Source organism: Pseudochrobactrum sp. XF203 (genome assembly GCF_020341615.1).
GTDB lineage: Bacteria > Pseudomonadota > Alphaproteobacteria > Rhizobiales > Rhizobiaceae > Pseudochrobactrum > Pseudochrobactrum saccharolyticum.
This window is the reverse complement of the sequence record NZ_CP084393.1, coordinates 25,624-51,150: the sequence shown is the minus strand read 5'-3', so window position 1 is coordinate 51,150 and position 25,527 is coordinate 25,624. Positions and strand designations below refer to the sequence as shown.

At 52.5% G+C, this 25,527-nt stretch carries 22 protein-coding genes and 1 riboswitch; of the genes, 10 read left to right on the top strand and 12 right to left on the bottom strand.

Annotated features, from left to right (window positions below):
- The first annotated feature begins 105 nt into the window (after window positions 1–105).
- From LDL70_RS15945 to LDL70_RS15935, 3 genes are read left to right on the top strand one after another with little or no spacing between them, the layout of a single operon-like run.
- Window positions 106–780 (top strand): response regulator transcription factor, encoded by a 675-nt coding sequence (locus tag LDL70_RS15945; RefSeq protein WP_151159535.1) that lies wholly within the window; start codon window positions 106–108, stop codon window positions 778–780.
- Window positions 770–2,152, top strand: coding sequence for a sensor histidine kinase (locus LDL70_RS15940; RefSeq protein ID WP_225688942.1), 1,383 nt, complete (start codon window positions 770–772; stop codon window positions 2,150–2,152). Before LDL70_RS15945 ends, LDL70_RS15940 begins: the two co-directional genes overlap by 11 nt.
- Window positions 2,149–3,255, top strand: coding sequence for an ABC transporter substrate-binding protein (locus LDL70_RS15935; RefSeq protein WP_225688940.1), 1,107 nt, complete (start codon window positions 2,149–2,151; stop codon window positions 3,253–3,255). Before LDL70_RS15940 ends, LDL70_RS15935 begins: the two co-directional genes overlap by 4 nt.
- Before the next feature lie 71 nt (window positions 3,256–3,326).
- Here the strand turns inward: LDL70_RS15935 and LDL70_RS15930 are convergent, their stop codons facing one another.
- From LDL70_RS15930 to LDL70_RS15905, 6 genes are all read right to left on the bottom strand, one after another.
- Entirely contained in the window at window positions 3,327–4,004 is a 678-nt protein-coding gene (locus LDL70_RS15930; protein ID WP_225688938.1) for an outer membrane protein, read from the bottom strand.
- 266 nt (window positions 4,005–4,270) lie between these two features.
- Entirely contained in the window at window positions 4,271–4,735 is a 465-nt protein-coding gene (locus tag LDL70_RS15925; protein WP_225688937.1) for a GNAT family N-acetyltransferase, read from the bottom strand.
- Between the two features lie 96 nt (window positions 4,736–4,831).
- Window positions 4,832–6,808, bottom strand: a complete 1,977-nt coding sequence (locus tag LDL70_RS15920) for a MacB family efflux pump subunit (RefSeq protein ID WP_225689241.1) — start codon at window positions 6,806–6,808, stop codon at window positions 4,832–4,834.
- Window positions 6,809–6,810: 2 nt separating this feature from the next.
- Complete coding sequence (locus tag LDL70_RS15915; protein WP_075656791.1) at window positions 6,811–8,040, bottom strand: efflux RND transporter periplasmic adaptor subunit; 1,230 nt, start codon at window positions 8,038–8,040, stop codon at window positions 6,811–6,813.
- Between the two features lie 28 nt (window positions 8,041–8,068).
- Window positions 8,069–9,529, bottom strand: coding sequence for an efflux transporter outer membrane subunit (locus LDL70_RS15910; RefSeq protein WP_225688935.1), 1,461 nt, complete (start codon window positions 9,527–9,529; stop codon window positions 8,069–8,071).
- A 311-nt stretch (window positions 9,530–9,840) separates the two neighbouring features.
- Window positions 9,841–10,509: a GntR family transcriptional regulator gene (locus LDL70_RS15905; protein ID WP_028233297.1), complete on the bottom strand. Its 669-nt coding sequence runs from the start codon at window positions 10,507–10,509 to the stop codon at window positions 9,841–9,843.
- Window positions 10,510–10,911: 402 nt separating this feature from the next.
- On the opposite strand from LDL70_RS15905, the gene LDL70_RS15900 reads away from it, so the two are divergent.
- From LDL70_RS15900 to LDL70_RS15880, 5 genes are all read left to right on the top strand, one after another.
- On the top strand, window positions 10,912–12,282 hold the full coding sequence (locus LDL70_RS15900; RefSeq protein ID WP_225688933.1) for an aspartate aminotransferase family protein: 1,371 nt from the start codon (window positions 10,912–10,914) through the stop codon (window positions 12,280–12,282).
- Window positions 12,283–12,380: 98 nt separating this feature from the next.
- Window positions 12,381–12,493: riboswitch (TPP riboswitch) on the top strand.
- A gap of 111 nt (window positions 12,494–12,604) precedes the next feature.
- Window positions 12,605–13,426 carry an ABC transporter permease gene (locus LDL70_RS15895; protein ID WP_225688931.1) on the top strand — a complete coding sequence of 274 codons (822 nt, stop codon included), beginning with the start codon at window positions 12,605–12,607 and terminating at the stop codon, window positions 13,424–13,426.
- On the top strand, window positions 13,423–14,172 hold the full coding sequence (locus LDL70_RS15890) for an ABC transporter ATP-binding protein (RefSeq protein WP_225688929.1): 750 nt from the start codon (window positions 13,423–13,425) through the stop codon (window positions 14,170–14,172). Before LDL70_RS15895 ends, LDL70_RS15890 begins: the two co-directional genes overlap by 4 nt.
- A gap of 10 nt (window positions 14,173–14,182) precedes the next feature.
- Window positions 14,183–15,199 (top strand): ABC transporter substrate-binding protein, encoded by a 1,017-nt coding sequence (locus tag LDL70_RS15885; protein ID WP_225688927.1) that lies wholly within the window; start codon window positions 14,183–14,185, stop codon window positions 15,197–15,199.
- A 15-nt stretch (window positions 15,200–15,214) separates the two neighbouring features.
- Window positions 15,215–15,769: a gluconokinase gene (locus tag LDL70_RS15880; RefSeq protein ID WP_225688925.1), complete on the top strand. Its 555-nt coding sequence runs from the start codon at window positions 15,215–15,217 to the stop codon at window positions 15,767–15,769.
- Here the strand turns inward: LDL70_RS15880 and LDL70_RS15875 are convergent.
- The 6 genes from LDL70_RS15875 to hutI all read right to left on the bottom strand — a co-directional run bounded on the left by LDL70_RS15875 (window position 15,718) and on the right by hutI (window position 23,161).
- Window positions 15,718–16,281 (bottom strand): HutD family protein, encoded by a 564-nt coding sequence (locus tag LDL70_RS15875; protein ID WP_225688923.1) that lies wholly within the window; start codon window positions 16,279–16,281, stop codon window positions 15,718–15,720. The two genes, LDL70_RS15880 and LDL70_RS15875, sit on opposite strands and share 52 nt — an antisense overlap.
- Window positions 16,282–17,610, bottom strand: a complete 1,329-nt coding sequence (locus tag LDL70_RS15870) for a YjiH family protein (RefSeq protein WP_075656777.1) — start codon at window positions 17,608–17,610, stop codon at window positions 16,282–16,284. It lies immediately after the preceding gene.
- Window positions 17,611–17,755: 145 nt separating this feature from the next.
- Window positions 17,756–19,429: a urocanate hydratase gene (gene hutU / locus LDL70_RS15865; protein WP_225688921.1), complete on the bottom strand. Its 1,674-nt coding sequence runs from the start codon at window positions 19,427–19,429 to the stop codon at window positions 17,756–17,758.
- Window positions 19,430–19,440: 11 nt separating this feature from the next.
- Window positions 19,441–20,244 (bottom strand): N-formylglutamate deformylase, encoded by an 804-nt coding sequence (gene hutG / locus LDL70_RS15860; protein ID WP_225688919.1) that lies wholly within the window; start codon window positions 20,242–20,244, stop codon window positions 19,441–19,443.
- 98 nt (window positions 20,245–20,342) lie between these two features.
- Window positions 20,343–21,881 (bottom strand): histidine ammonia-lyase, encoded by a 1,539-nt coding sequence (gene hutH, locus LDL70_RS15855; RefSeq protein ID WP_225689282.1) that lies wholly within the window; start codon window positions 21,879–21,881, stop codon window positions 20,343–20,345.
- A 53-nt stretch (window positions 21,882–21,934) separates the two neighbouring features.
- On the bottom strand, window positions 21,935–23,161 hold the full coding sequence (gene hutI / locus LDL70_RS15850; RefSeq protein ID WP_225688917.1) for an imidazolonepropionase: 1,227 nt from the start codon (window positions 23,159–23,161) through the stop codon (window positions 21,935–21,937).
- A 97-nt stretch (window positions 23,162–23,258) separates the two neighbouring features.
- On the opposite strand from hutI, the gene LDL70_RS15845 reads away from it, so the two are divergent.
- Window positions 23,259–24,620 (top strand): formimidoylglutamate deiminase, encoded by a 1,362-nt coding sequence (locus tag LDL70_RS15845; protein ID WP_225688915.1) that lies wholly within the window; start codon window positions 23,259–23,261, stop codon window positions 24,618–24,620.
- Window positions 24,621–24,657: 37 nt separating this feature from the next.
- Window positions 24,658–25,398, top strand: coding sequence for a histidine utilization repressor (gene hutC, locus LDL70_RS15840; RefSeq protein ID WP_225688914.1), 741 nt, complete (start codon window positions 24,658–24,660; stop codon window positions 25,396–25,398).
- Window positions 25,399–25,527 lie beyond the last annotated feature (129 nt).

Here is a 25,527-nt window from a genome sequence, read left to right as displayed (position 1 = left end):
TCTGTGATCGGGCGAAACTTCCATATGAACCTGTCATGAGACTGTCACCGAAAATAGATTTTCTCGTTCTTGTGCGCTGCGCTTTTCTCATGTTAACTCGGTATTATGCGCATTCTTTTGGTGGAAGACACAACTGATGTCGGGGAGGCAATCAGCCAGCGCCTGCAAAAAACCGGTCACCTGATTGACTGGCAAACAGACGGTGCTGTGGCTGCGGAAATTCTCGGCTTTACCGAATATGATCTGGTTATTCTCGACGTTATGCTGCCCGGCATGAACGGTTTCGAGATACTGAAACATATCCGTAAGACCGGTAATATGACGCCGGTGCTGATTTTGACGGCGCGTTCCGAGGTTGAAGACCGTGTTGGTGCGCTGGATATCGGCGCGGATGATTATCTGGTGAAGCCCTTTGATTTCCGCGAGCTTGAGGCTCGTATCAGGGTGCTGTTACGTCGTAAAAACGGTGGTGCCACCAATCTCATCACCTGTGGCGACCTTATTCTTGACCGGCAAAGCCGCTCGGTCTCGGTGGGTACAAAAGAAATTCAGCTGAAAAGGCGTGAAATCGCAATATTGGAACTGCTGCTCTCAAGGCCGGGGCGGTTGTTCAGCAAGGGTGAGCTGATGGATCATCTCTACGGTTTTGATGAAGAGGTAAACAGCAATGCTGTTGAGCTTTATATCAGCCGTCTGAGAAAAAAGATCGAGGGCGCACGCGTCAGGATCATTACACAGCGCGGCATCGGCTACCAGATGGTTGCAGATAATGGCACGTGAGCATTCGCTTTTTGGCAGGCTGGTTCTGCGGGTCACGATCATTCTGACTATCGGCGCGGCCTTGCTCATCACCGCTGCATGGTATTACGGGCGCAGTGCTGCCAGTCAGACCTATGACCGGTTGCTGCTCGGTGCTGCTTTGCAAATGGCCGGCAGCCTGTCCATCGAGGATGGCAAGCTGAATGCAAGTCTTCCGGTTTCGGCCTTTGAATTGCTGGGATTTTCACAGGAAGACCGTATCTTTTATCGCTTGATTGATACGGAAGGGCAGACCCTGACGGGTTATCGCGATCTGGCCGGTTATATTGATTATACTGCGGCGCGGACGGGGCCGGTTTTTCTCAATGATGTTTATCGTGACACGCCTGTGCGTCTCGTGGTTGTCTCCCGTGTTTTGTCGGACCCGCCTTTATCCGGATGGGCCTATGTGCTGGTGGCGCAAACGACTGAAGCCAGAAATGCGCTGACACAGGAGATTACCAGCCGTGCGATTCTGCTCGTTATTCTGATGAGTTTTCTGGCGCTGATCGCCGGAATTCTGGCGATACGCTATTCGCTGCAACCCGTGGCGGCGCTTGGCAGCGCGCTGCATAAACGCGATCCGCAGGATCTGACCCCGCTTGATCTTGATATACCGACCGAAATGAAGCCGTTTATCGGCTCAATCAATCATTTTATGAACCGGCTCGACCAGAGGGTGATGCTGCTGCAGCGCTTTATTGCCGATGCGGCACATCAGATACGCACGCCTCTGACAGCTTTGGCAGCGCAGGCAGATATGCTGGAAACCGAAACGCTGCCTGCAAATGCACAACATTCCCTGCAACGTATGCGCGTTCGTATCACGGAATTATCAAGACTGACGGGGCAGTTGCTCAATCATGCCATGGTCATTCACAGGGCAGGGACAGTGCATCTGGAAAAGACAGATTTGGTCATTGTCGCCAGACAGGCTTTCCGCATGGCTGTGCCGGTGACAGTTAACCCTGATATTGTGGTGTCATTTGAGGCTGCGCAAAAGCAAGTGCCGGTAGCGGGGGATATTGTCAGTCTGCGCGAGGCAATTGCCAATATTATCGATAATGCCCTGCGCCATGGCAGTAAGGCTGAACTTGCGGTCAGGGTTTCCGCAGAAAACAACCGTGCTCTGGTGGAGGTTGCTGATGACGGGGAGGGTATCCCGCCTGAAAAGTGGGCACATGTTGTAGAGCGCTTCATGACATCGAAGCCGCATGAGGGTAATTCCGGTTTGGGTTTTGCCATCGCTTCGGAAGTTGCAACCGCCCATAGCGGTCTGATCCGCTTCAGGGAGAAAACTGCGCATAGCAATTTCTGTGTCATTCTGGATATTCCGCTGGGGCAGGACACATGATGAGCAAAGGTCAGGCCGTGAGATTATCTGTGCTGGCAGTTTGGTTTGTGACTGGTTTTGCATCTCCTGTCAGCGCTTCCGAGGGGACATTCAGTCTTTTCCCTGCCCTGAAACCAGAAACAGAGCGCCTGCAAATCAGCGGAGCGATGGATACAGCGGCGATTGCGCCTTTAATCAGGGACTTTCAAAAGCAAAGACCGGATATAGCTGTTGCCTATAATGATCGTGTAACCAATGATCTTTACGAAGATGCGGATGCGGCCTGTATGGCTAAAACATCTTTTGCTGATGTCATTTTATCATCCTCTGTCGATCATCTGGTCAAACTCGCCAATGACGGATGCGCCCGATCCTATCAGTCGCAATATACGGTCAATGTTCCTGAGTGGACGCAGTGGCGCAATGAAGTTTACGGCTTCACTTTTGAACCGGCCGTTCTGGTCTATAACAGCGATTATGTGGCACCGGATGAAATGGCCGCAACACATGGCGAACTGGCTGATCTGCTGCGCAGGAAAAATGATTATTATTTCCGCCGTGTCGGAACCTATGATTTGCGGACATCCGGCATAGGCTATTTGCTTGCTTTTCTTGATGCGCAGCAAGTATCCGCGACCTACGGGCGGTTGCTGGAAAGTATGAGCCGGACAGAGAGCGCATTATATTGTTGTAATAATGATGTGCTTCGCAGGCTGGAAAGCGGCGAACTCTATATCGGTTATAATATTCTGGGCTCTTATGCTTATGCCGCGCAAAAGCGGAATCCCAAATTACGCATAACGATGATGCGGGATTATACGCATATTCTCAGCAGGGGTGTCTTGCTGCCGCGTTACGCAAAAAACTACCGCCTCGGGGAAAGTTTTCTGGATTATCTGCTTTCACCGCAAGGGAAGGCGGTTGCTTTGCAGGAAGGGATTTCATTTCCGTGGGATGGTGTGCCGCCGTCAGACATTAATGCACCGGGATCTTTGCTGACATCGGGCATTGGCAGGCCGATACGGATCGGACCTTCCTTGCTGGCGGCGCAGGATCAGATGCGCAGACAGCGTTTTATCGGTGACTGGCAAGACGTAATGCTGCCAGCATCGTTGGAGCCGTGAGGGTAGCAGAATAATAAAGCTCCGGAATATTGATTGAGTATTCCGGAGATGCTGTTTTGAGAGCTGAGGTCTTAGAATTTATAGGCTATACCCAGCCGTATATTGTTGGTGGTGAGTTTTGCCTCCACCAGATCATTATCGTCGATGCCTTTTTTGCCATAGTCGCTGTAGCGATATTCCGCACGCAGCAACAGATTATTGGTCAGGGCGTAATCAACACCCGCACCGAGTGTGAAGCCGACATTGGTATTGGATGTTGTACCGAGATCGGTGTTTCCGGTTGTCAGATTATGTTTAATACCTGCAAAAGCCACACCACCGGCGACATAAGGCAGCCAGCGTTCATAATTGATACCAAAACGGGCGCGGAGCGCGCCTTCCCATTCAACGCGACTGTTCCAGACATAATTACGTGTACCGATGAGAATATCGCTATCTTTGCTCAAATCAGAATAATTAATGTCGCCTTCAAGGCCGAATAAATAAGCGTTTGAAAACTCCCAGTTATAACCGGCATAAAGACCGCCCATAAAGCCGTTTGAGTTTGCAGACAGATCGCTATTATAGCCGTATAGCTTTGTCTTCGCCCAATTATACCCGACCTGACCGCCGATATAGGCACCACCCCAGATTGAGGATTCATCATAGGCAGGTGCTTCAGGGCTATTGTAAACGACATCAGCCGCATGAGAAATATTGATATTTGAAATAAAAAACGCAACAGTTAAAAGTAAAAATTTATTTTTCACGCAATGACTCCTTATTAAAGCATGAGTAATCAGTATATTTAAATTCAATCAAAATGATGTAGTAAAAATACAACTAGAACTAATATTATTCTTTCTTATGTAAAACGAAAATTATTAAAGTATAAACGTTTTTATAAGACAATATAATTTTAAAATTATTTATAATTTATATAGTTTGTTTAAATTGTATTTTAATTAAAATTGTTAGTGTAATGATTTACGCTTGCACGTGTGGGGCAGGGGCGATACGCAAAGCCTTGCCCTTGTTATTTATACAAACGCAGTTTCATTTCCCAGCGGTCTAGACCGTCTGCAAAGCCGTTCGGGATTACTTTTACAGTTGTGAAACCAAAACCCTCATAAAATCTGCGGGTATGTTGACTAGTCTCTAATACTACCTCATCAATATTCGGTGTAACCCGCGCCAGAGCCAGTCTTGCCTCTGTTAGGCTGGTTCCTAATCCCTGCCCATGAAAATTTCTGTCTACCATACCCCAGGATAATCCGGTCTGACGTTTTGTTGTCTCAATCACTAGACCGCCGCAGGCAATGATGGAATCTTTGTGCGTCAGCACCAGATAGGGCTTGTCTGCATGATTGACGCACTCCAAATGTTGACAAAAATCTGCATATTCTTCTGGTGCAAAATAGAGTGGCACATTGCTGGTGAATACTGCCAGACATGCGGCAAAGTCACTGGATTGGTAAGGTCTGATAATGAGATCAATCATATTATGATTATAGCGGGATCAGCATTCGGTTACTATATGTGGTATCAAAGCAGCGTTAAGAATATATCCAAACACTGATTGCAACATCTAACATAATCAGTCGCGGGCAAGAGCTGCCACAGGGTCAAGCTTGGAGGCATTGCGCGCGGGCAGGAAGCCGAAACAAATCCCGATCAGGCTTGAGCAGATAAATGCGGCGATGATTGAGAATGGTGAATAGATCAGTTCAAATGGTGTATTGAATTGTCTGAACAGCCAGCCGAAGCCCATTGCCACCATAATACCGAGAAAGCCGCCGATCAGACAGACAAGCACGGCTTCGATCAGAAATTGCTGCAATATATCGCTGCGCCTTGCGCCGACAGCCATCCGCACACCGATTTCATTGATCCGCTCTGACACGGAAACCAGCATAATATTCATCACGCCGATACCGCCGACCAGCAGCGAAATCAGCGCAATGGCTGAGACCAGCAGGGTGAGTGCCTGCGTTGTGCTGGTGATGGTTTTGCGGATATCATCAGTGTTCAGGATGGTGAAATCCTGCTCACCATGCCGCTGGATCAGAAAAGCTGTAACGGCTTTTTCTGCCAGTTCAGGAGATGTGTCATCGCTGATGCGCAATGTGAGGCTGCGCAAAACGCGTGAACCGGTCATACGGGTCTGCACTGTGGTATAGGGCAGATAGATGGACAGGTTTTCACTGGAGCCGAACCCGCCTTGTTCCGGCTGCATGATGCCGACAATTCTGACCGGCACATTTTTGAGAATGATAATCTGGCCGACCGGACTGCCGTGGAAATTCGTGAACAGGGTTTTGCGCGTATTCTCGTCAATCACCGCATCCAGCGCGATATCCTGAACGCTTTGCTCGTCAAAAAAGCGTCCTTCAGCAATCTTACTGCCGCGGGTGACAAAATACTGGTCGCTGACGCCGTTAATCAGGGCATTTGCTTCCACGCCGCCAAAACGCGCTGTGGCCGGTGTGGAAACCGTAGGCGTTGCGGCCATAATATAGGGTTGTTTGGCAAGCTGATTGGCATCATCAATCGTCAAAGTGGTGATGCGGGCAGACATACGGTCGCCAAAGCCGCGTCCGGGGAAAATCTCCAGCGTATTGGTACCGAGACTGCTGATCTGGTCGAGCACCTGCTTTTGTGAGCCTTTGCCGAGTGCCACAACACAGACAACCGAAGCAATGCCGATAATAATACCGAGCATTGTCAGAAAAGTGCGCAGCCGGTGCGCATTCATCGAGCGCAGCGCCATCAGAAAAGCTTCGCCGAAACGATCAGCTAGTGTGCCCAGTGATGAGTGCCCGCCTTTGCCTGTCCCCGTTGTGGCGGCAATGTCGCTCTCAGGTGCCTGCGCAGTTGCAGCCTTCTCGTCGCGGGTCGTGTCGGAGATGATTTCCCCGTCGCTGATCTCAATGATCCGTTGCGCCCGCTCGGCGACATTGCGGTCATGGGTCACGATGATGATCGTTTTGCCTTCGCGGTGCAGCTCTTCAAGGATTTTGAGAACTTCCTCACCGCTATGGCTGTCCAGAGCACCGGTTGGCTCATCGGCCAGAATAACATCGGCATTATTAATCAGTGCACGGGCAATAGAAACACGTTGCTGCTGACCGCCGGAAAGCTGGCCGGGTCGGTGATGAGTCCGGTCTCCCATACCAAGCCGGTCGAGTATGTGAATGGCCTGCTCCTGCCGGTCTTCGCGGTTTTGACCGGCATAAATTGCGGGGATTTCAACATTGCCGACAGCACTCAGCTCATTGAGCAGATGATAGCGCTGAAAAATGAAACCGAAATGCTCGCGCCGCAACTGGGCGAGTTCATCGGCATCAAGATCGGAGGTTTCCCGTCCCGAGATGAAATATTTGCCCTCGGAAGGTCTGTCGAGACAGCCCAGAATATTCATCAGAGTGGATTTGCCGGAGCCGGAAGCACCGACAATCGCCACCATTTCACCATGGCCGATCGTCAGATTGACATCTTTCAGCACAGTGGTGAAACCATCGCCCGAAGGGTAATGACGATAAAGATGCTCGAGGGTAATCAGCGGCTTATCCATCATCAGAACCTTATGGAACGGCCGCGGCGGCTGCGCGGAACTGCCGGTCCGCCGGCGCTGTCGCCGGTGACGATTTTCTCGCCTTCTTTCAGGCCGGAGACAATCTCAACCAGAACCTTGTCATTCAGGCCGGTTTCGACCGGTTTTTCGCTGATAGTCCCGTTCTGCTCCATCACCCGCACCGTGACTTTACCTTTTTCATCAGGCTCAGAGAGCGCGGTGGAAGGGATCAGCAAAACATTATCAGCTTGACCCAAAATGATATGAATTTCAGCAGTCATATAGGTTTTCAGCACGCCGTCAGGATTGGCAATGTCAAAAATACCCTTGTAGTAAATGGCTGAGGCTGTGCTGGTGCTGCTGCTCGCCGCACTGGTGCCGCCAAAACTCTTATCGCTGACGATGGATTGCGGCGCGGGTTCCAGAATCTGCAATTTGGCTGTGTAACGCTTGTTACTCTGGCCAGGGATTGTGAAATAAAGATCCTGCCCTTCTTTGACATTCACCACATCGGCTTCAGAAATATCGGCTTCAACAGTCATGGTGTCGAGCTGGCCGATAATGGCAATGGTCGGTGCCGATTGCACAGCGTTCACCGTCTGGCCTTCCTGTACAACAGTGGCCAGAATTGTGCCGTCAATCGGCGCACGGATTTGCGTATAGCCGAGATTGGCTTCAGCCGTTTCAACAGCGATTTTTGACACCACGATCTGGGCATCGCTCAATGCGATCTGCGCTTCGGCGGATTTAACGGCTTTAACGGCCTTGTCATAATCGGCGCGCGAAATGGCATTGCGCGATACCATCTGCTGCTGACGGGTCAGATCCTGTTTGGCCAGTTCCAGCTGGGCAATTTTATCTTCACGGTCTGCCTGATTGCGAACTTCTTCCGCTTTCGCCTTCCGCAGATCATTCTGCTGGGTGGTGGCGTCAATCTGGGCAATCAGATCGTCTTTTTTCACCAGCTGTCCGGCTTTAACATTGAGGCTCAGCACACGGCCGGAAGCCTGTGCTCCCACAGCTACCAGTCGTGCAGGTTTGAGAATGCCGGTGGCAAGGACTGTGGTTTCAATATCACCCTTGCGCACTGTATAAGTCATGATCTGCGGGGTTTCAGTTTTGAAATAATCCGCAGTGAAGTAATAGAGAACAGCAGCCAGTCCTGCGATTGCAATCAACCAGAAGAGCCATTTTTTAGCAAAACCGCGTTTCTTTTTGGAACTACCGTTCATCTATACCTCATCAGCCTGAAACTTCATTTCAGGGTATTCTTTTTTGGGTTACCAGATGCGGCCCTGTATAGCCGTCCTGAATTTCAGCTTTGTCTGTTATAATGGTACCGTCCCAGCCGCCACCCAGTGCCTTTTGCAGGTTGATATAATCCTGCAACAGGCTGACCCTGAGTTGAATCAGGCTGCCTTCATTCGAATAGAGTGAACGTTCGGATGTCAGAAGATCAAGGAAACTTGTTGATCCGCTCTCATAGAGCGCACGGGAAAGCTCCGTTGCCCGCCGGTAAGACTGCACAGCTTTTTGTGTCTTGGCATATTGAATACGCCGCTGATTAAGCGACACGCTGGCATTCTCAACTTCTTCCAAAGCGGTCAGAATTGCCTTGCGATAGCTGATAAAGGCCTGATCGCGGCTGGCTTTCGCAGCATCGACTGCGGCATTGAGCTGGCCGCCTTTAAACAGCGGAACGGTCAGGCTCGGGCCAAAACCCCAGCTGATTGTGGAGCCTTTTCCAAGATCGCCGATCCGCGCTCCCGCAGTACTGATATTACCGGTGAGGCTGACACTCGGATAGAGAGCTGCCTGTCTCTGGCCGATGACTGCGGTGGAGCGTGCATAATTGCGCTCTGCAACCCGCAAATCAGGGCGGTTCAGCAACAGATCGGCGGGGATACCGGCCGTCACGATTGCCGGAACCGCAGGAACAGGCTTCGTTTTTTCAAGCATAGCGGTCAGTGCCGTCGGCGCTTGTCCGGTCAATACCGACAGGCGATGCAGGCTCTTGGCATAGGCGGTTTTCAGTTCCGGAATTTGCGCTTCCGTACTGCTGGTTTGTCCTTCTGCATTGGCCAGATCGACTTCGGAAATATCACCGGCATTAAACCGTGCACGGGTCAGTTCAGCGGTTTTACGCTGAGATTTTATGGTGCGTTCTGTCAATGCAATGCGTGCCTGCAAGCCGCGCAACTCCGCATAATTGCTGGCAATATCACCGATCATGGTCACCAGAACCGCATGCATATTTTCCTGCTCGGCATCCAGACCATAGCGCGCGGCTTCCACAGAGCGGAGATTGGCGCCGAAAAGATCAAGCTCCCAGCTGGTATTCAGACCGGCAGTGAGACCGGTACTTTCACCGCTGTCGCCGCTCTTGGAACGCTTTGCGCTGCCTGAGCCGTCAAGCACAGGATATAACGCACCGCCTGCCTGCTGATAGGAGGCACGGGCTTCGCGGATTTTGGCTTTTGCCAGTGCAACATCATTATTACCTTGAACTGCCTGCCCGATCAGATTGTCCAGCACCGGATCATTGAAACGTTTCCACCATTGTGCAAGCTGCGCCGGTTTGGCCGGTGCAGATTTTTGTCCGCTCCAGGAAGCGGGCAATAAAGTGGACGGAGTCTGATAGTCGGGGCCGACAGCGACACAGGACGCGAGAGCCGGAAGCGTTATGCTCAACGTTGCCAGACGCAAAAACAGCACAGTCATGAAATGGCAATATCCCTGAAATATAAATAACAGCCGGAGCATTGCCGCACCCGCCCGGTATTCTCACCGGATGTGCGCAACAATGCGATAAAATCAAGACACCGGAGAGATAAAACATACTCCTGGCAAACACCGGCTGTCATGCCGTGGTTGCAGTCTTGTCACAGCTTGGCGATGAAAAAAAGCAAGAAAACTGTTTTTTTACCAAGCTTAACGATTTGTAATGATAAATCCGCTGACTGTGCATAACGGGCAAATGAATTGTCAGGATTTTGTCAGGGCAAACCGTTCAGCCTGAAAAAGATTGTGGATCAGCTGTCCGGACTGTGCAAGCGGATGCGGCTGATAATCAGATCGCTGGCTGTCAGAATATCATGAGCGATTGCTGCTTCCGCAGCATCCGCATCACGATTTTCAATCGCTTCCACGATTTTATAATGGTCATCAATCATTGCCCGCCCGCCATGTTTATAGGCATCGGCAATTAGTGGTCCCATTTGCAGCCATAGCCGGTTGATGATGGAATTGAGCACCGGCATGTCGGCTACTTCCACCAAGGCCGAATGAAAAATATGGTTCATCGCCAAGGCATCGCCCCAGAGCTGCTTTTTCATAGCCTTGTCATTATCTTCGACCAGTTTCCAGAGGCGGGCTATGTCTTTTTTACTGGCCTGTTGAGCTGCCTGTCTGGCGGCAAGTCCTTCAAGACGCACACGGATGGCGCGGATTTCTTCATATTTTTTCTGATCCAGCACCGGTACGCGAATATCCCGCGGTGTTTTCTGAATCAGCGCTTCATCCTGAATGAGCCGCAGCAATGCATCGCGCACTGGCGTGACACTGGTACCCAGTGATGCCGCCAATTCACGGATTGTCAGCCTTGTGTCCGGCGCGAATTGTCCGCGCATCAGCGCCTGAGAGAGTTTGCGATAGACGATTTCGCCGAGATTATGGTGTTCTAGCGTCTGAAGTTCTGAAATGCCATTCATGCAAGATATGTCCCCCGCAGTGAGCGAACTGTTCTGTTTTTATGATCTCACTTCATATCCGGCCCTGTTTTTGCCGGAAATGTTTCGAATAAAATGACTCATCATAACCATGAATAAAATCACGGCAATGTTATTGATTACGCTGTTTATCAAGCCTGTCGCAACAATAAATTGGGCTCTGCGATATGCTTGACAAACTATTATATAAAAAACATGATGCATCAAATGGGAGGCGGGATTTTATTTCAGATCATCGCTTCAGCGGAGAAATTTCAGAGCAGTTTTAAGCCAAAAGCGGAACCGGTTTTAGCTTAGAACTGCGCCGAGCAAAGCGATGAACGGTTTCCGGTTCGGAAAACAAAAACCGTTCTGAAATAAACCAGGTAGGGAACTATGGATAAGCAGCCGAATTCACCTGAAGCGCGTGATATTCAGTATCACCTTCATTCCTATACGAATGCGCGTCGTCATCAGGAAATCGGACCGATGATCCTTGAAAAAGGTGACGGGATCTATGTCGAGGACAATAACGGCAAGCGCTATATTGAAGGTCTGGCCGGTCTGTGGAGCGTGGGCGTAGGCTTCTCGGAACAGCGTCTCGTGGATGCTGCCACCAAACAGATGCAGAAACTGCCTTATTATCACAATTTCGGCCATAAATCCCACGGCCCTGTGATTGATCTGGCGGAGAAGCTGGTGACCATGGCGCCGGTGCCGATGAGCAAGGCGTTTTTCACCAATTCCGGCTCCGAGGCCAATGATACCGCGATTAAAATGCTGTGGTACCGTTCCAATGCACTCGGCCAGCCGCAGCGCAAAAAGATCATCAGCCGCAAGCGCGGTTACCATGGTGTGACCATTGCTGCTGCAAGCCTCACCGGCCTGCCTGCAAACCAGATGTCTTTCGATCTGCCGATTGCCAATATTCTGCACACATCCTGCCCGCATTACTGGCGCGAGGCGCTGCCGGGTGAAACGGAAGAACAGTTCACCGACCGTATGGCTGCTGATCTGGAAGCAATGATTCTGGCAGAAGGCCCTGAAACCATTGCTGCATTCATCGGCGAGCCGATCATGGGTGCCGGTGGTGTTGTGGTACCGCCGGACAGCTATTGGGGTAAAATTCAGGCTGTTCTGAAGAAATATGACATTCTGCTGATTGCGGATGAAGTGATCTGCGGTTTCGGCCGTACCGGTAATATGTTCGGTTCCGAGACCTTCAAAATGCAGCCGGATATTATGGTCTTCTCCAAGCAGCTTTCATCCTCTTATCTGCCGATCTCGGCACTTGTAGTGAATGAAAAAGTCTTTGCACCGCTGGCTGACGAGAGCAATCGTATCGGTACTTTCGGTCATGGTTATACCGGTGGTGCGCATCCGGTTGCTGCAGCTGTTGCCAATGAAAATATCAAGATTATTGAAGAAAATAATCTGGTTGCTAATGCCCGTGAAGTCGGCGCGCATATGCAGAAGCGTCTGCGCGAACTTGCCGATCATCCGCTTGTGGGTGAAGTACGCGGTAAAGGCCTGATCGCAGCGGTTGAACTTGTTGCTGACAAGCAGACCAAAGAACCGCTTGAAAAAGCCGGTAATCTCGGCCTGATGGCAAATAATGCGCTGCTGAACAACGGCGTTATCTGCCGCAATATGCTGGACACTGTTGCATTTTGCCCGCCGCTGATTATCAATGAAAAGCAGGTTGATGAAATGGTTGGCGCTTTTGCCAAGGCACTGGATACAGTGGCTGCTGAAGTGAAGAAATAATTTCTTCTGAAAATTGGAATGAAACGGCGCATGTGAGCAATCATATGCGCCGTTTTTATTTATACCCTTTCAAACGACTGCAATATGTGCTTAATCTCGCGCATCCACAGGGGGGCTCCGTAGTGCCGGGGCTGAGATGCTAGTGTCAAACTGGCGGACTCTAAAGCTGATCTGGGTAATACTAGCGGAGCGAGGCGGACCATGTTTTCTGGCGCACAAATTTCCCTTAATACTGTCACGGTAATTCCGGCGGGCTATTTCCGGCTGACCTGAAGAATTTCGCTGCAAGTTTTACCCGTATTCTTGTCACCGGAATTTTATCATGTCTGTTTATCAAGCTGCCGCTGCAGATTGCCCGCAATCTGCACGCAAATCGTCTGATTATATCGCTATATTTCTGCCTGCCATCTTGTCGGTCAGTGCGGTTTTTCTGTTTTGGGAAAGCTATGTCGCGCTGTCAGACATCGCACCTTCCGTCTTGCCTGCACCAAGCCGGATTCTTCAGCAGATGTTTCTGCATCGTCAGGCTTTGTGGGACAATACGCTGCCGACAATCCGTGCAACGCTGATCGGCTTCAGCTGCTCGGTCATCACTGCCTGCCTGCTCTCCGTACTGATTGACCGGTATATTCTGTTGCGGCGCGCGCTGTTTCCGGTTTTCATCATTAGCCAGACCCTGCCGCTGATCGCCATTGCGCCTTTGATTGTGCTGTGGTTTGGCTTTGGTTTGCTGCCGAAAATTCTGCTGGTCTCTCTGGTCACATTTTTCCCGATGCTTGTGGCACTGGTGCAGGGCTATGCTGCGACGGATAAAGAAATTGAGCATTTGCTGGCCTCAATGGGCGCAGGCAGATGGACGATTTTCCGCCTAGCGCGTATTCCTTCGGCTTTGCCTTACTTCTTCGCCGGCTTACGCATCTCAATTACCTATGCGGTTGTCGGTGCGATATTTGCTGAATATGCGGGCGCGCTGAAAGGGCTGGGCATCTATATTCTCAATGCCAAAAATAACTTCCGGCCTGATCTGGTGCTGGCTGCAGTGTTTATCAGCGCTACGCTGACTTTGAGCCTGTTTGGTCTGACTTTGCTGGTGCAGAAATGGGTCGCCCCGTGGCTGAAAACAGAACGGGGGGCAGGGCAATGACACGTCTGCAATTGCAATCTGTCGCCAAGTCCTTTGGCGCATTGGAAGTTCTGCGCAATATTTCCCTTCATGTGGCGGAAGGCGAGTTTGTCTCGGTTTTGGGGCCGTCCGGTGCCGGAAAATCGACGATTTTCAATCTGCTGACCGGTGCGGAACAGCTTTCGCAAGGGCGCATCATGTTTGATGGCGCACCATTGGCACAGGCAAGGGATGCTTTCGCTTTCATGCCGCAGCGCGATGCGCTGATGCCGTGGCGGCGGATGATAGATAATGCCACGCTGGGGCTGGAAGTGCAGGGCATGAGCCGCAAGGATGCCCGCCAATTAGCTGAGCCATTGTTTGAGGAATTTGGCCTTGCCGGTTTTGAGCAGGCCTATCCGGCGGAGTTGTCAGGCGGTATGCGCCAGCGGGCAGCCTTGCTGCGGACAGTTGTCCAGCAACGGAAAATGCTGCTGCTGGACGAGCCTTTCGGTGCGCTGGATGCTCTGACCCGCGCTTCGATGCAGCACTGGCTGGAGAGCATGTGGCAGAGTCATCGCTGGACGGCACTGCTGATTACCCATGATGTGCGTGAAGCCGTTTATCTCTCAGACCGGATTTATGTGTTGTCGGCACGCCCGAGCAGGGTTGTGCATGAGGTGACTGTCGATCTGCCGCGTCCGAGACGGGACTCTATGCACAAAACCGCATTGGAAAAAGCTGTCGCGCTGGAAGCCGAAATTCTAGATCTCCTCCTGAATGTGTAAGGAAATAATCATGGCAATTCTCAATCGCCGCCGCCTGTTATCCGCATTGGCTCTGTCCGGTGCTATGAGCCTGCTGCCGGTCACATCTTTCGCCAAAGATCCGGCGAAAGTGACTGTCGCCCTCGACTGGACAGTGAACACCAATCATATCGGCATGTTCATTGCCCGCGATCAGGGTTTTTATAAAGAAGCTGGTCTGGATGTAACGATCCTGCCTTATTCCGATACATCAGCGGGTGTGCTGGTCGCCAGTGGCGCGGCGGATTTCGGTATTGTCGGTTCTACCGGTCTTTTCGCGCAGCGCACTGCTGGTGCTGATCTTGTCGGAACCTATGCAGTTGTGCAGCATGAAACCGGCCGACTGGTCTTTATGGATGACAGGGCAGATATTCAGTCTCCGAAAGATCTGGATGGCAAAACCTATGCCGGTTTTGGTTCCAACTGGGAGCGCAGGATGATTGCCAGTATGATCCGCGCTGATGGTGGTAAAGGTGAGTTTGAAATTGTGACACTCGGCACCTCGGCCTATGAGGCGCTGGCCAATGGCGCTGTGGATTTCACACTGGAAATCGTGACATGGGAAGGCGTGAAAAACGAGCTTGAAGGTGTGAAACAGCGGGCATTCCGCTATTCTGATTATGGTGTGCCGGATCAGCATACGACATTGCTGGTCTCATCAGGCAAATATCTCAGTGAAAATTCTGATGCGGCAAAAGCCTTCCTGAGTGCCACACAACGCGGCTATGCTTTTGCTGCCGATCATCCGGATGAAGCGGCGGATATTCTCATTCGCGGTAATCAGGATGTGCTGACCGATGACAAGCTGATCCGCGCCTCGCTGAAGGCTCTCAATGACGGACATTTCCTGCGCGACAGTGATGGTACAATCGGCAAAATGCGCCCTGAAACCATGAATGCGATGGGTGAGTTTTTATTTAAAGCGCAGATTCTCTATGATAAAGAAGGTGCTGTTGTGCAGGAAAAACCGGATTTCTCCGCCTATTTTACCAATGATTTCCTGCCGTAAATAACGGAACAATGAATGAGAAAGCAGGAACCGGTGCGTATTATTGTGATGGGCGTTTCCGGTTCCGGCAAGTCTACTCTGGCCGGTGCTCTGGCGCAGACATTGGCACTGGTTTTGATTGAAGGCGATGATCTGCACCCGACTGAAAATATAGCGAAAATGCAGGCGGGTGAGCCGTTGGATGATGCTGACCGCCTGCCTTGGCTTCAGGCGATTTCCGAGCAGATTTTAGCACTGTCTAACGGTGCGGTGGCGAGTTGCTCAGCGTTGAAAAAGTCCTATCGGGATTTGCTGCGTGAGCAGACCGGCGAGCCTTTATATTTCATCTGTCTGACTTGTGATCCCGCCATGATTGCTGCGCGTTTGCAGGCGAGACACGGGCACTTCATGCCCGCATCTTTACTCATTTCACAGCTGGCCAGTTTTGAAAACCCGCAAGGCGAACCGGCGACACTGATGCTGTCCTGCGATCAGCCTGTGAGCACCATGATTGCGACTTGCAAAACATGGCTGGCTGATCAGGCTGGATTAAGCGCAATCACAAAGACTGTGCCGCTGCCGGAAAGCTGAAGCTCTGCATTGCTGCATTGCTCACACCGCAGACAATCATTGACTTCAAGCTGTATCTCACCGGCCTTAACTGCACCGCTGCTGCAAAAGACCAGCACGGTTGCGCCAGAAAGGGACACAGCTGTCTCAGCTGAAATCTGATGACGACTGACTTGATGCGTAAAGCGTCCGCGTCGTGTCATCACATTCAGATCGGTGATGGCAGAACCGAGCAATTTCGCACTGGTTGGACTGTCGGCAGGGAAGGAAAACGGCGGCGTCTCGCCCTTCAGTTCCTGATCGTCCAGCCCTTCAACAGACAGGATAATCCCGTCGCCTTCCAGTACGGACAGAGTGCGGTCGATGCCGGTAAAAACCGAAAACGGCCCGTCACTGGCCACAGTTGCCGTGCTGATACGCCAGTCGAAATTATCGACTGACGCATCGGCAGGGAAAACCGCGATTTCAACGGTAACACCGCCGCCGTTTTTCCACGGCATCCGGCGGTGCTGATGATTTTTGAGAAGCTGCATTTACTGTAACCAGCCGTTGGAAACCGCCCAGAGCGCCACAGGCGCTGTCAGCAGAATGCTGAGTGCCGTGCGGATATACCAGATCACAATCAGATCACGGAATTTGAGCGGGATTGAAGTTGCAAGCACACAAGGGATAGAGGCCGAGAGAAACAATACCTGCGAGACGGAAACCACTGCGGCCACAAATTTCAGCGTCACATCTGCATCTTTCAGTAGGATGGCAGGCAGGAACATTTCAGCCAGACCTGACGCCATGGATTTCGCCGCCAGCATTGGTTCTGACAATTGCGCAATCCATGTAAACGGGTAGAGCGCGAGACCCAGCACATCAAAGACCGGTGTATATTTGGAGGCCAGCAGGCCGAGCAGACCAACGGCCATAATGCTTGGCAGGATCATCGAAGCCATACGCAAGCCGTCGAGAAAAGTCGCACGCAGCATCGGCAGAATGTGAGGCGCTTTCTCTGCCTGTTCCAGACCGGCATCAATCGCGGTTGCGATGCGGGATTTACCCTCCGGCAGCGGTGTGTCGCGGGTGGCCGGATGATCCATTTTGGCCAGCGGCCACAGGCGCGCGACAATCGCCGAAACGATGAAAGTCACGAAGAAAGTTGTCCAAAAATACAGGTTCCATACATCCATCAGATTAAGTGTTTTGGCGACAATAATCATGAAAGTTGCTGAAACAGTCGAGAAGCCGGTGGCAACAATTGCAGCTTCACGCGCGGTATATTTGCCCTCGCGGTAAACGCGGTCGGTAATCAGCAAAGCCAGCGAATAGCTGCCGACAAAAGAGGCCACCGCATCAATAGCCGACCAGCCTGGTGTGCGCCAGATCGGGCGCATTACAGGCTGCACAATCACGCCGGTGAATTCCAGCAATCCGTAACCGATCAGAAATGCCAGTGCCAAGGCACCAATCGGCACGATCAGGCCGACGGAGAGCACCAGCTTGTCAAAAAGAAACGGCAGCATATCCGGCGTGAACAGCAATGCCGGCCCGACACCGGCGAGATACATGATTGTGAGCACCAGACCCAGCACACGCAAAACGGAGAAAATCGTCTCGGTCAGGTTTTTATTCCATGTCCCGCGGACAAACGGGCTGAGCGCGCCATAGGCAATCAGCAGGCAGACAAAAGTCAGCGCCGCAGGCCGTAATTGTGTGGCGATAGCGGTCGCTGCATGGTCGAGCAGAATGGTGGATTTGCCGCCGATCGTCACCGGTACAAAGAAAAAGAAGATGCCGATAAAACTGAAGAAGATGAGTTTGAGAGCAGCCCCGCCGCGTGAGCCGCCGCTGCTGCCGATTGTTGTATCTGTCATGATTACCCCTGATTATTGTTATTCATGCAGAAGGAGATTCCGTGATCTTAAATGCTTTTTTGTCCTTGTGTGATACGGCCTCTCCCAAAGCCGGAACTAGAAATTTGAAAGGCAGCCCCCTCAAAGGCTGCCTTTCATTCAGTGTTTAGTTGCCGAGAATACCCGGCAGGCGCAGGCCCTGTTCTTTGGCGCAGTCGACTGCAATGTCATAACCGGCATCGGCATGACGCATCACGCCAGTGGCAGGGTCATTCCACAGCACGCGCTCAAGGCGGCGGGCGGCATCTTCAGTACCGTCAGCGCAGATCACCATGCCCGCATGCTGGCTGAAGCCCATGCCAACGCCGCCACCGTGATGCAGCGATACCCATGTGGCACCGGATGCGGTGTTGAGCAGGGCATTGAGCAGCGGCCAGTCGGACACGGCATCGGAGCCGTCTTTCATCGCTTCGGTTTCACGGTTTGGCGAAGCCACGGAGCCGGAATCCAGATGGTCACGGCCGATCACAACCGGTGCTTTCAGCTCGCCGTTCTTGACCATTTCGTTGAAGGCAAGACCGAGACGATGGCGGTCACCCAGACCAACCCAGCAAATACGGGCCGGCAGACCCTGAAACTCAATGCGCTCACGCGCCATATCCAGCCAGTTATGCAGGTGCTTATTATCCGGCAGCAGTTCCTTGACCTTGGCATCGGTCTTGTAAATATCTTCCGGATCGCCGGAAAGTGCTGCCCAACGGAACGGACCGATACCACGGCAGAATAACGGACGGATATAAGCAGGCACAAAGCCCGGGAAGGCAAATGCGTCTTCCAGACCTTCTTCCAGCGCCATCTGACGGATATTATTGCCGTAATCGAGGGTCGGAATGCCCATATTCCAGAAATCAACCATCGCGGCGACCTGAACTTTCATCGAAGCGCGCGCTGCCTTTGCAACGCCTTTCGGGTCGCTTTCCTGCTTCGCACGCCATTCAGCAACACTCCAGCCGATCGGCAGATAGCCATGGACCGGATCATGCGCGGAGGTCTGGTCTGTGACGATATCCGGCTTGACGCCGCGCTTCACCAGTTCAGGGAAAATCTCTGCCGCATTGCCGATCAGCGCAATGGATTTGGCTTCACCGGCTTTTGTCCATGCATCAATACGTGCCAGCGCTTCATCAAGGCTGTGGGTTTTTTCATCGACATAACGGGTACGCAAGCGGAAATCCGCGCGGGTTTCATCGCATTCAACCGCGAGGCAGCAGGCACCGGCCATCACAGCCGCCAGCGGCTGCGCACCGCCCATACCGCCTAAGCCTCCGGTGAGAATCCATTTGCCTTTGAGATTGCCGCCGAAATGCTGGCGACCGGCTTCAACAAAGGTTTCATAAGTGCCCTGCACAATGCCTTGCGCACCGATATAAATCCACGAACCGGCGGTCATCTGGCCATACATAGCCAGTCCCTTTTTATCCAGTTCGTTGAAATGATCCCAGTTTGCCCAATGCGGCACCAGATTGGAATTGGCGATCAGAACGCGCGGCGCATCTTTATGGGTGCGGAAAATACCGACCGGCTTGCCGGACTGTACCAGCAGTGTTTCATCGCCTTCCAGATCTTTCAGGCTGGCAACAATCTTGTCAAAATCTGCCCATGTACGGGCGGCGCGGCCGATACCGCCATAGACCACCAGCTCATGCGGACGCTCGGCAACATCAGGATGCAGATTGTTCATCAACATGCGCATCGGCGCTTCAGTGAGCCAGCTTTTGGCGGTGATTTCCGTGCCCGTTGCAGGGCGGATTTCACGTTCATTATGGCGTGGATTAGTCATCGAATGTTCCCTTATTTAGATTTGAGATTGGCAGCGGCGGCTTCAAGCTGCTGCAAAATGTTTTTGAGATGGCTGCGCAATCTGGCTGCCTTGGCCTCGTCATAGGCAAATGGCACGGCTTCTGTTGCCAGATGTGTCGATTGCGCGAGTTCCATCTGAATGGCGTGCACACCCGTTTCCGGTTGGCCGTAATGGCGCGTTGTCCAGCCGCCTTTGAAACGGCCGTTGAGGATGGACGTGTAACCTTCAGCCTGTTTCGCTACACCGAAGACTGCTGCTTCAATGGCCGGTGCGCAGGTCTTGCCATTATCCGTTCCGATGTTGAAATCCGGTAATGTGCCTTCAAACAAAAACGGAATATGCGAGCGGATCGAGTGGCAGTCATAGAGAATGGCCACGCCGTGAATGGCCTTAACGCGTTCGATTTCTGCCGCCAGTGCTTCATGATAGGGCTTGTGAAAACGGCAGATGCGATCGGCAATATCGGCCTCAGCCGGTTGCTCACCGTCTTTCCAGATCGCCAGACCATCAAAATCCGTTTCCGGTATCAGTGTCGTTGTGTTCTGCCCCGGATAGAGGCTCACACCCGCCGGATCACGATTGGCATCAATGCAATAGCGGTGGAATGTGGCGCGCACTGTCGTTACATTATCCAGCAGCCCGTCATAGAGCTTGTGGATATGCCAGTCCGTATCGGCAAGAATGCGGCCATTCTCATTGAGGCGCGCCCAGATATCCTCCGGCACATCTGTGCCGGTATGGGGCAGGCCGAGAATTACCGGCGAGGTTCCCTGATGAACTTCAAATGCGCTCATTTAGGCCTCCAGACTCGAGCATTTCCCGCAAAAGTGGGAACCGGTTTTGCGTAAGGACAATGCGGCTAAAAAAACTGAAGTATTTCTAAAACTAGTCATCATGACGGGAATACTTCAGGGAGAATACCGCTCGTGATAGCTGCATTCAGCGAGCCGTCAGCCACGATTTCCGCAGCGGCAGCCAGATCATCAGCCATATAACGGTCAACCTCGAGCGTCGGCACTTTGGTACGCAGCACAGCGATTGCCGCTTTCAGTTCAGGGCTGGTTTCCAAAGGGCCGCGTAGTTCCACGCCGAGGGCACCGGTCAGGGCTTCAATGCCGATAATAGCATTGAGATTGTCGGTCATCTGCAACAAACGGCGGGCGCCGTGGCAGGCCATCGACACATGATCTTCCTGATTGGCAGAAGTCGGTGTTGAATCGACCGAGGCCGGATGCGCCATCTGTTTGTTTTCCGACATCAGGGCGGCGGAGGTGACTTCTGCAATCATCAGGCCGGAATTGAGTCCCGGCTTTTTCGCCAGAAACGCAGGCAGACCGAAGGAGAGAGCAGGGTCAACCAGCAGTGCAATACGACGCTGGGCAATGGCACCGATTTCACAAATTGCCAGTGCAATCTGGTCGGCTGCAAAAGCCACCGGCTCGGCATGGAAATTGCCGCCGGAGACCACTGTGTCATCGGAAAGCACCAGCGGATTATCGGTGACCGCATTGGCTTCAATTTCAAGCGTAACCGCGACCTGTCGCAGCAGATCAAGACAGGCACCATCGACCTGTGGCTGGCAGCGGATGCAATACGGATCCTGCACGCGCTGATCGCCTTCCAGATGGCTGTCACGGATCACGGAGCCTTCAAGCAATTTGCGCAGGGCTGCGCCGGTATCGATCTGGCCTTTATGGCCGCGCAGCGTGTGGATGTCTGCGTGGAACGGTGCGGTGGAGCCCATGGCAGCATCGGTCGACAGAGCGCCGGTAATCAGCGCTGCCTGCAAGGCTGTATGAGCGCGGAACAGACCGGCCAGTGCAAGCGCGGTGGAGGTCTGCGTGCCGTTAATCAGCGCGAGACCTTCTTTGGCTGCCAGAACAACCGGTGTCAGACCAGCTTTATTCAGGGCGGCAGCGGCAGAAATCCGTGCGCCCTGATAGAAAACCTCACCTTCGCCGATCATGGCCGCAGCCATATGTGCCAGCGGTGCCAGATCGCCGGACGCACCGACGGAACCTTTTTCCGGAATAACCGGAATGACACCTTTTTCAAGCATGGCTTCGATGAGCGCGATGATTTCAGGACGTACGCCGGATGCACCGCGACCAAGCGAAATCAGCTTGAGCGACATGATGAGGCGCACAATATTTTCAGCCAGAGGCGCACCCACGCCGCAGCAATGGGACAGGATCAGATTACGCTGGAGTGTTGCCACATCTTCCGGTGCAATGCGGATGGAAGCCAGTTTGCCGAAGCCGGTATTGATGCCGTAGACCGGCGCATCGCCTGCGGCGATTTCCGCAATGCGCGCGGCGGATTTGGCAATACCTGCATGGTAAGACGGATCAAGATGAGCAACTGTGCCGTTGCGATAAATATCTTCAAGTGTGGCGAGTGATACAGAACCTGGTTTCAGAATAATGCTCATGGCGGGTACTTTCTTCAAAGCGCATTCATCACATGCGCAGATATTCGGATATTTTAGTTGCCGCGGAAAACCCGCTTCCAGAGCGGGTTAAAGCCGATGCGATAGACAAGCTCTGCAGGGCGCTGCACATCCCAGATTGCCAGATCGGCATATTTGCCGGTCTCGATTGTGCCGGTTTCAGCCAGAATGCCGAGCGCACGGGCGGCCTCGCGGGTCACACCGGCAATGCATTCATCGACGGTGAGACGGAACAGGGTTGCACCCATATTCATGGTCAAAAGCAGGGAGGTCAGCGGGGATGTGCCCGGATTATTATCGGTCGCCAGCGCCATTTTTGTGCCTGCTGCGCGGAAGGCTTCAACCGGCGGTTTTTGCGTCTCGCGGATAAAATAATAGGCGCCGGGCAACAGCACTGCGACTGTGCCGGCCTTGGCCATGGCCTGTGCGCCTTGCGCGTCAGTATATTCCACATGGTCGGCGGACAGCGCATGATAGGAAGCGGCTAATTTGGCACCATGCAGGTTGGACAGCTGATCTGCATGGAGTTTGACCGGTAGGTCATGCGCTTTTGCAGCATCAAAAACACGGGCGATTTCATCGGGCAGGAAAGCGATCCCTTCACAGAAACCATCGACGGCATCGGCGAGATCTTCTGCTGCGATGGCAGGAAGCATCTCATTGATAATCACATCAATATAGGCTGACTTGTCGCCGTTCATTTCCGGCGGCAGCGCATGGGCGCCGAGGAAAGTGGTGCGGATTGCGATATCGCGCTCTTGCGTCAGACGTCTGGCTGCTTTCAGCGATTTGATTTCATTTTCCGTATCGAGACCGTAACCGGATTTAACCTCAACACTTGTTACGCCCTCAGCAATCAGGGCATCGAGGCGCGGCAGGCTTTCGCGAACAAGATCATCTTCACTGGCTGCACGCAGGGCTTTGACGGAAGAAACAATACCGCCGCCAGCCTTGGCGACTTCCTCATAGGAGGCGCCTTCGAGGCGCAGTTCAAATTCATGGGCGCGGTTGCCGGCGTGAATCAGATGTGTGTGGCAATCAATCAGACCGGGGGTAATCAACCGGTTTTCGCAGTCGGTTGCGGGATAATCCGCATAGAGTGCAGGCATTTCGGATTGCGGGCCGACATAGGCGATTCTGCCCTGTTCAACCACGAGTGCCGCATCTTCAATCAGGCCGAGACCATTTGCATTTTCAATCAGCGTCGCAACACGCGCATGGGTGAAAATATGGCCTTTGTCGTTCAGCGTATCTTTTGTCATGAATGTTTTCCCGCTTCCCCTCTCCGGCTATAATGTATATACATATTAAAAAATGGCAAAGGAAATTTTTAGCCGGATATTTCAGGAGGAGAGAACCGTGCTTCAGCAAAAACATGTCATCCATGCGCAACAGGCTTTATTGGAAAGCGGCTGGGCTGAGAATGTCCGCCTGACGGTTGAAGCCGGAACAATCACGGCGATTGAAAGCGGTGCAGACGCACAATCCGGCGATGAGCGCTATGAGGTTATCATGGCGGGGATGCCCAATCTGCACAGCCATGCGTTCCAATATGGCATGGCGGGTCTGGCAGAAAAGCGCGGGCCTTCGGCCGATAGTTTCTGGAGCTGGCGCGATGTGATGTATCGCTTTGCCCTGACCATGTCGCCGGAGCAGGCGGAAGCCGTAGCTCTGCGGCTCTATGTGGATATGCTGGAAAATGGCTTCACCCGCGTAGGTGAGTTCCATTATTTGCATCATGACCGTGACGGTGCGCCTTATGCAGATGTGGCCGAGATGGGCAAACGTATTGCATCGGCGGCCAATAAAAGTGGTATCGGCCTCACACTGTTGCCGGTTTTCTATGCGCATTCAACTTTTGGTGGTGCTGTGCCTAATGAAGGGCAACGCCGTTTTATCAATAGCATAGATCAATATCAGCGACTTCTGGATGGCTGCGGCACTGCACTGAAAAATATGGACGGCGCGGTTTTGGGTGTTGCTCCGCATAGTCTGCGGGCTGTGACGCCGGATGAGCTGAAAATCGTCACACAAATGCTGCCGGAGACACCGGTGCATATTCATGTGGCAGAGCAGATCAAAGAAGTTGAAGATTGTATTGCATGGTCCGGCAAACGTCCTGTTGAGTGGCTGCTGGATAATGCCAATCTGAGTGATCGTTGGTGCCTGATCCACGCCACCCATATGACGGATGACGAGACAACAGGCATGGCAAAAGCCGGTGCGATCGCCGGTCTTTGTCCGGTGACTGAGGCCAATCTCGGCGATGGTACGTTCAATGCCGGTATTTTCACACAGGCAGGCGGCAAGTTTGGTGTCGGCTCGGACTCCAATGTGCTGATCGGTTTGGGGGATGAATTGCGCCAGCTTGAATATTCGCAGCGTCTGCAACATCGCGCCCGTAATGTGATGGCGGTTGCGGAAGGTTCAACCGGTCGTGCGCTGTTTGATGGTGCGCTTGAAGGTGGCAATATCGCTATGGGTGTGCGCGGGCAGGGGCTGAAAACCGGTGCATCAGCAGATTTCGTGGCGCTGGATGTCAGCCGTATCCCCCATGCAAAAGGCGACATGGTGCTGGATGGCATGATCTTTGCCAACCGCGCCAAACCGGCGCATGTCTGGGTGCGCGGTGTAAAACAGGTTGAAAACGGCCGTCATCACCTGCATGAACAGGCAGAGACCGGTTTCCGTAAAGTTTTACATGAACTTCTGGAAAGCTGAGCCAGTCAATATTGACGAAAAGCGGGTAAAACTGAGTATGCAGGATATTTCTTCCGGAGACAGTGAACAGGCTTCATCCCTGCATCAGCGGATTCTGGATGATATTGAGAGCCGCATTCTCTCCGGCGAGTGGCAGCCCGGCTATCGTATTCCTTTTGAGCACGAGCTGACCGAGCAATATTCCTGCTCCCGCATGACTGTGAATAAGGCGCTGACGCAACTGGCCAAGGCCGGAATGATTGAGCGGAAACGCCGTTCCGGCAGTTTTGTTTCCAAGCCGCAATCACAGGCGGCAATCTTGGAAATTCACGATATACGCGATGAGGTGGAGCAGTTGGGTCTGCCTTATCGCTATGAGTTGCAAAAATCGATTAATCGTAAAAGCACAGCAGCAGACGGCAAAAAGCTTGATATCGAGCGCAATACGCCGCTGATAGAGCTGACCTGCCGCCATTATGCAGGAAAACGGGTTTTTGCACTGGAAGAGCGTATCATTAATCTGCGTGCTGTTCCTGATGCTGCGCAGACGGATTTCTCCAAACAATCGCCCAGTCCGTGGCTGGTTACCTATGTGCCGTGGAGTAATGCGCAACATGCAATCCGTGCGGTAGCAGCGGATGAGAATGTAGCCGCTATTCTTGGTATTCCGGCAGGCGCGGCCTGTCTGGTAATCGAGCGCCAGACTTGGAATGCCGGACTGCCGGTGACCTATGTACGCCTGACCTATAGCGGTGACAGTCATGCATTGGTTGCCCGTTTTGCACCATCACAGGGCTAAACTGTCACAATAAAACGACGGGCTTTCGCCCGCCGTCTGCCTTGAAATGACTGGAAGTCAGAGTGTCATTGTAATAACGCAGTCCTTCTACGTTATAAAAGGCAGTTCATCTAAGCACTCTTATGAATA

Coding starts and splice junctions, on each gene's coding strand:
- LDL70_RS15945 (WP_151159535.1), top strand. CDS start 106: ATGCGCATTCTTTTGGTGGAAGACACAACTGATGTCGGGGAGGCAATC.
- LDL70_RS15940 (WP_225688942.1), top strand. CDS start 770: ATGGCACGTGAGCATTCGCTTTTTGGCAGGCTGGTTCTGCGGGTCACG.
- LDL70_RS15935 (WP_225688940.1), top strand. CDS start 2,149: ATGATGAGCAAAGGTCAGGCCGTGAGATTATCTGTGCTGGCAGTTTGG.
- LDL70_RS15925 (WP_225688937.1), bottom strand. CDS start 4,735: ATGATTGATCTCATTATCAGACCTTACCAATCCAGTGACTTTGCCGCA.
- LDL70_RS15920 (WP_225689241.1), bottom strand. CDS start 6,808: ATGGATAAGCCGCTGATTACCCTCGAGCATCTTTATCGTCATTACCCT.
- LDL70_RS15915 (WP_075656791.1), bottom strand. CDS start 8,040: ATGAACGGTAGTTCCAAAAAGAAACGCGGTTTTGCTAAAAAATGGCTC.
- LDL70_RS15910 (WP_225688935.1), bottom strand. CDS start 9,529: ATGACTGTGCTGTTTTTGCGTCTGGCAACGTTGAGCATAACGCTTCCG.
- LDL70_RS15900 (WP_225688933.1), top strand. CDS start 10,912: ATGGATAAGCAGCCGAATTCACCTGAAGCGCGTGATATTCAGTATCAC.
- LDL70_RS15895 (WP_225688931.1), top strand. CDS start 12,605: ATGTCTGTTTATCAAGCTGCCGCTGCAGATTGCCCGCAATCTGCACGC.
- LDL70_RS15890 (WP_225688929.1), top strand. CDS start 13,423: ATGACACGTCTGCAATTGCAATCTGTCGCCAAGTCCTTTGGCGCATTG.
- LDL70_RS15885 (WP_225688927.1), top strand. CDS start 14,183: ATGGCAATTCTCAATCGCCGCCGCCTGTTATCCGCATTGGCTCTGTCC.
- LDL70_RS15880 (WP_225688925.1), top strand. CDS start 15,215: ATGAGAAAGCAGGAACCGGTGCGTATTATTGTGATGGGCGTTTCCGGT.
- LDL70_RS15875 (WP_225688923.1), bottom strand. CDS start 16,281: ATGCAGCTTCTCAAAAATCATCAGCACCGCCGGATGCCGTGGAAAAAC.
- LDL70_RS15870 (WP_075656777.1), bottom strand. CDS start 17,610: ATGACAGATACAACAATCGGCAGCAGCGGCGGCTCACGCGGCGGGGCT.
- hutU (WP_225688921.1), bottom strand. CDS start 19,429: ATGACTAATCCACGCCATAATGAACGTGAAATCCGCCCTGCAACGGGC.
- hutG (WP_225688919.1), bottom strand. CDS start 20,244: ATGAGCGCATTTGAAGTTCATCAGGGAACCTCGCCGGTAATTCTCGGC.
- hutH (WP_225689282.1), bottom strand. CDS start 21,881: ATGAGCATTATTCTGAAACCAGGTTCTGTATCACTCGCCACACTTGAA.
- hutI (WP_225688917.1), bottom strand. CDS start 23,161: ATGACAAAAGATACGCTGAACGACAAAGGCCATATTTTCACCCATGCG.
- hutC (WP_225688914.1), top strand. CDS start 24,658: ATGCAGGATATTTCTTCCGGAGACAGTGAACAGGCTTCATCCCTGCAT.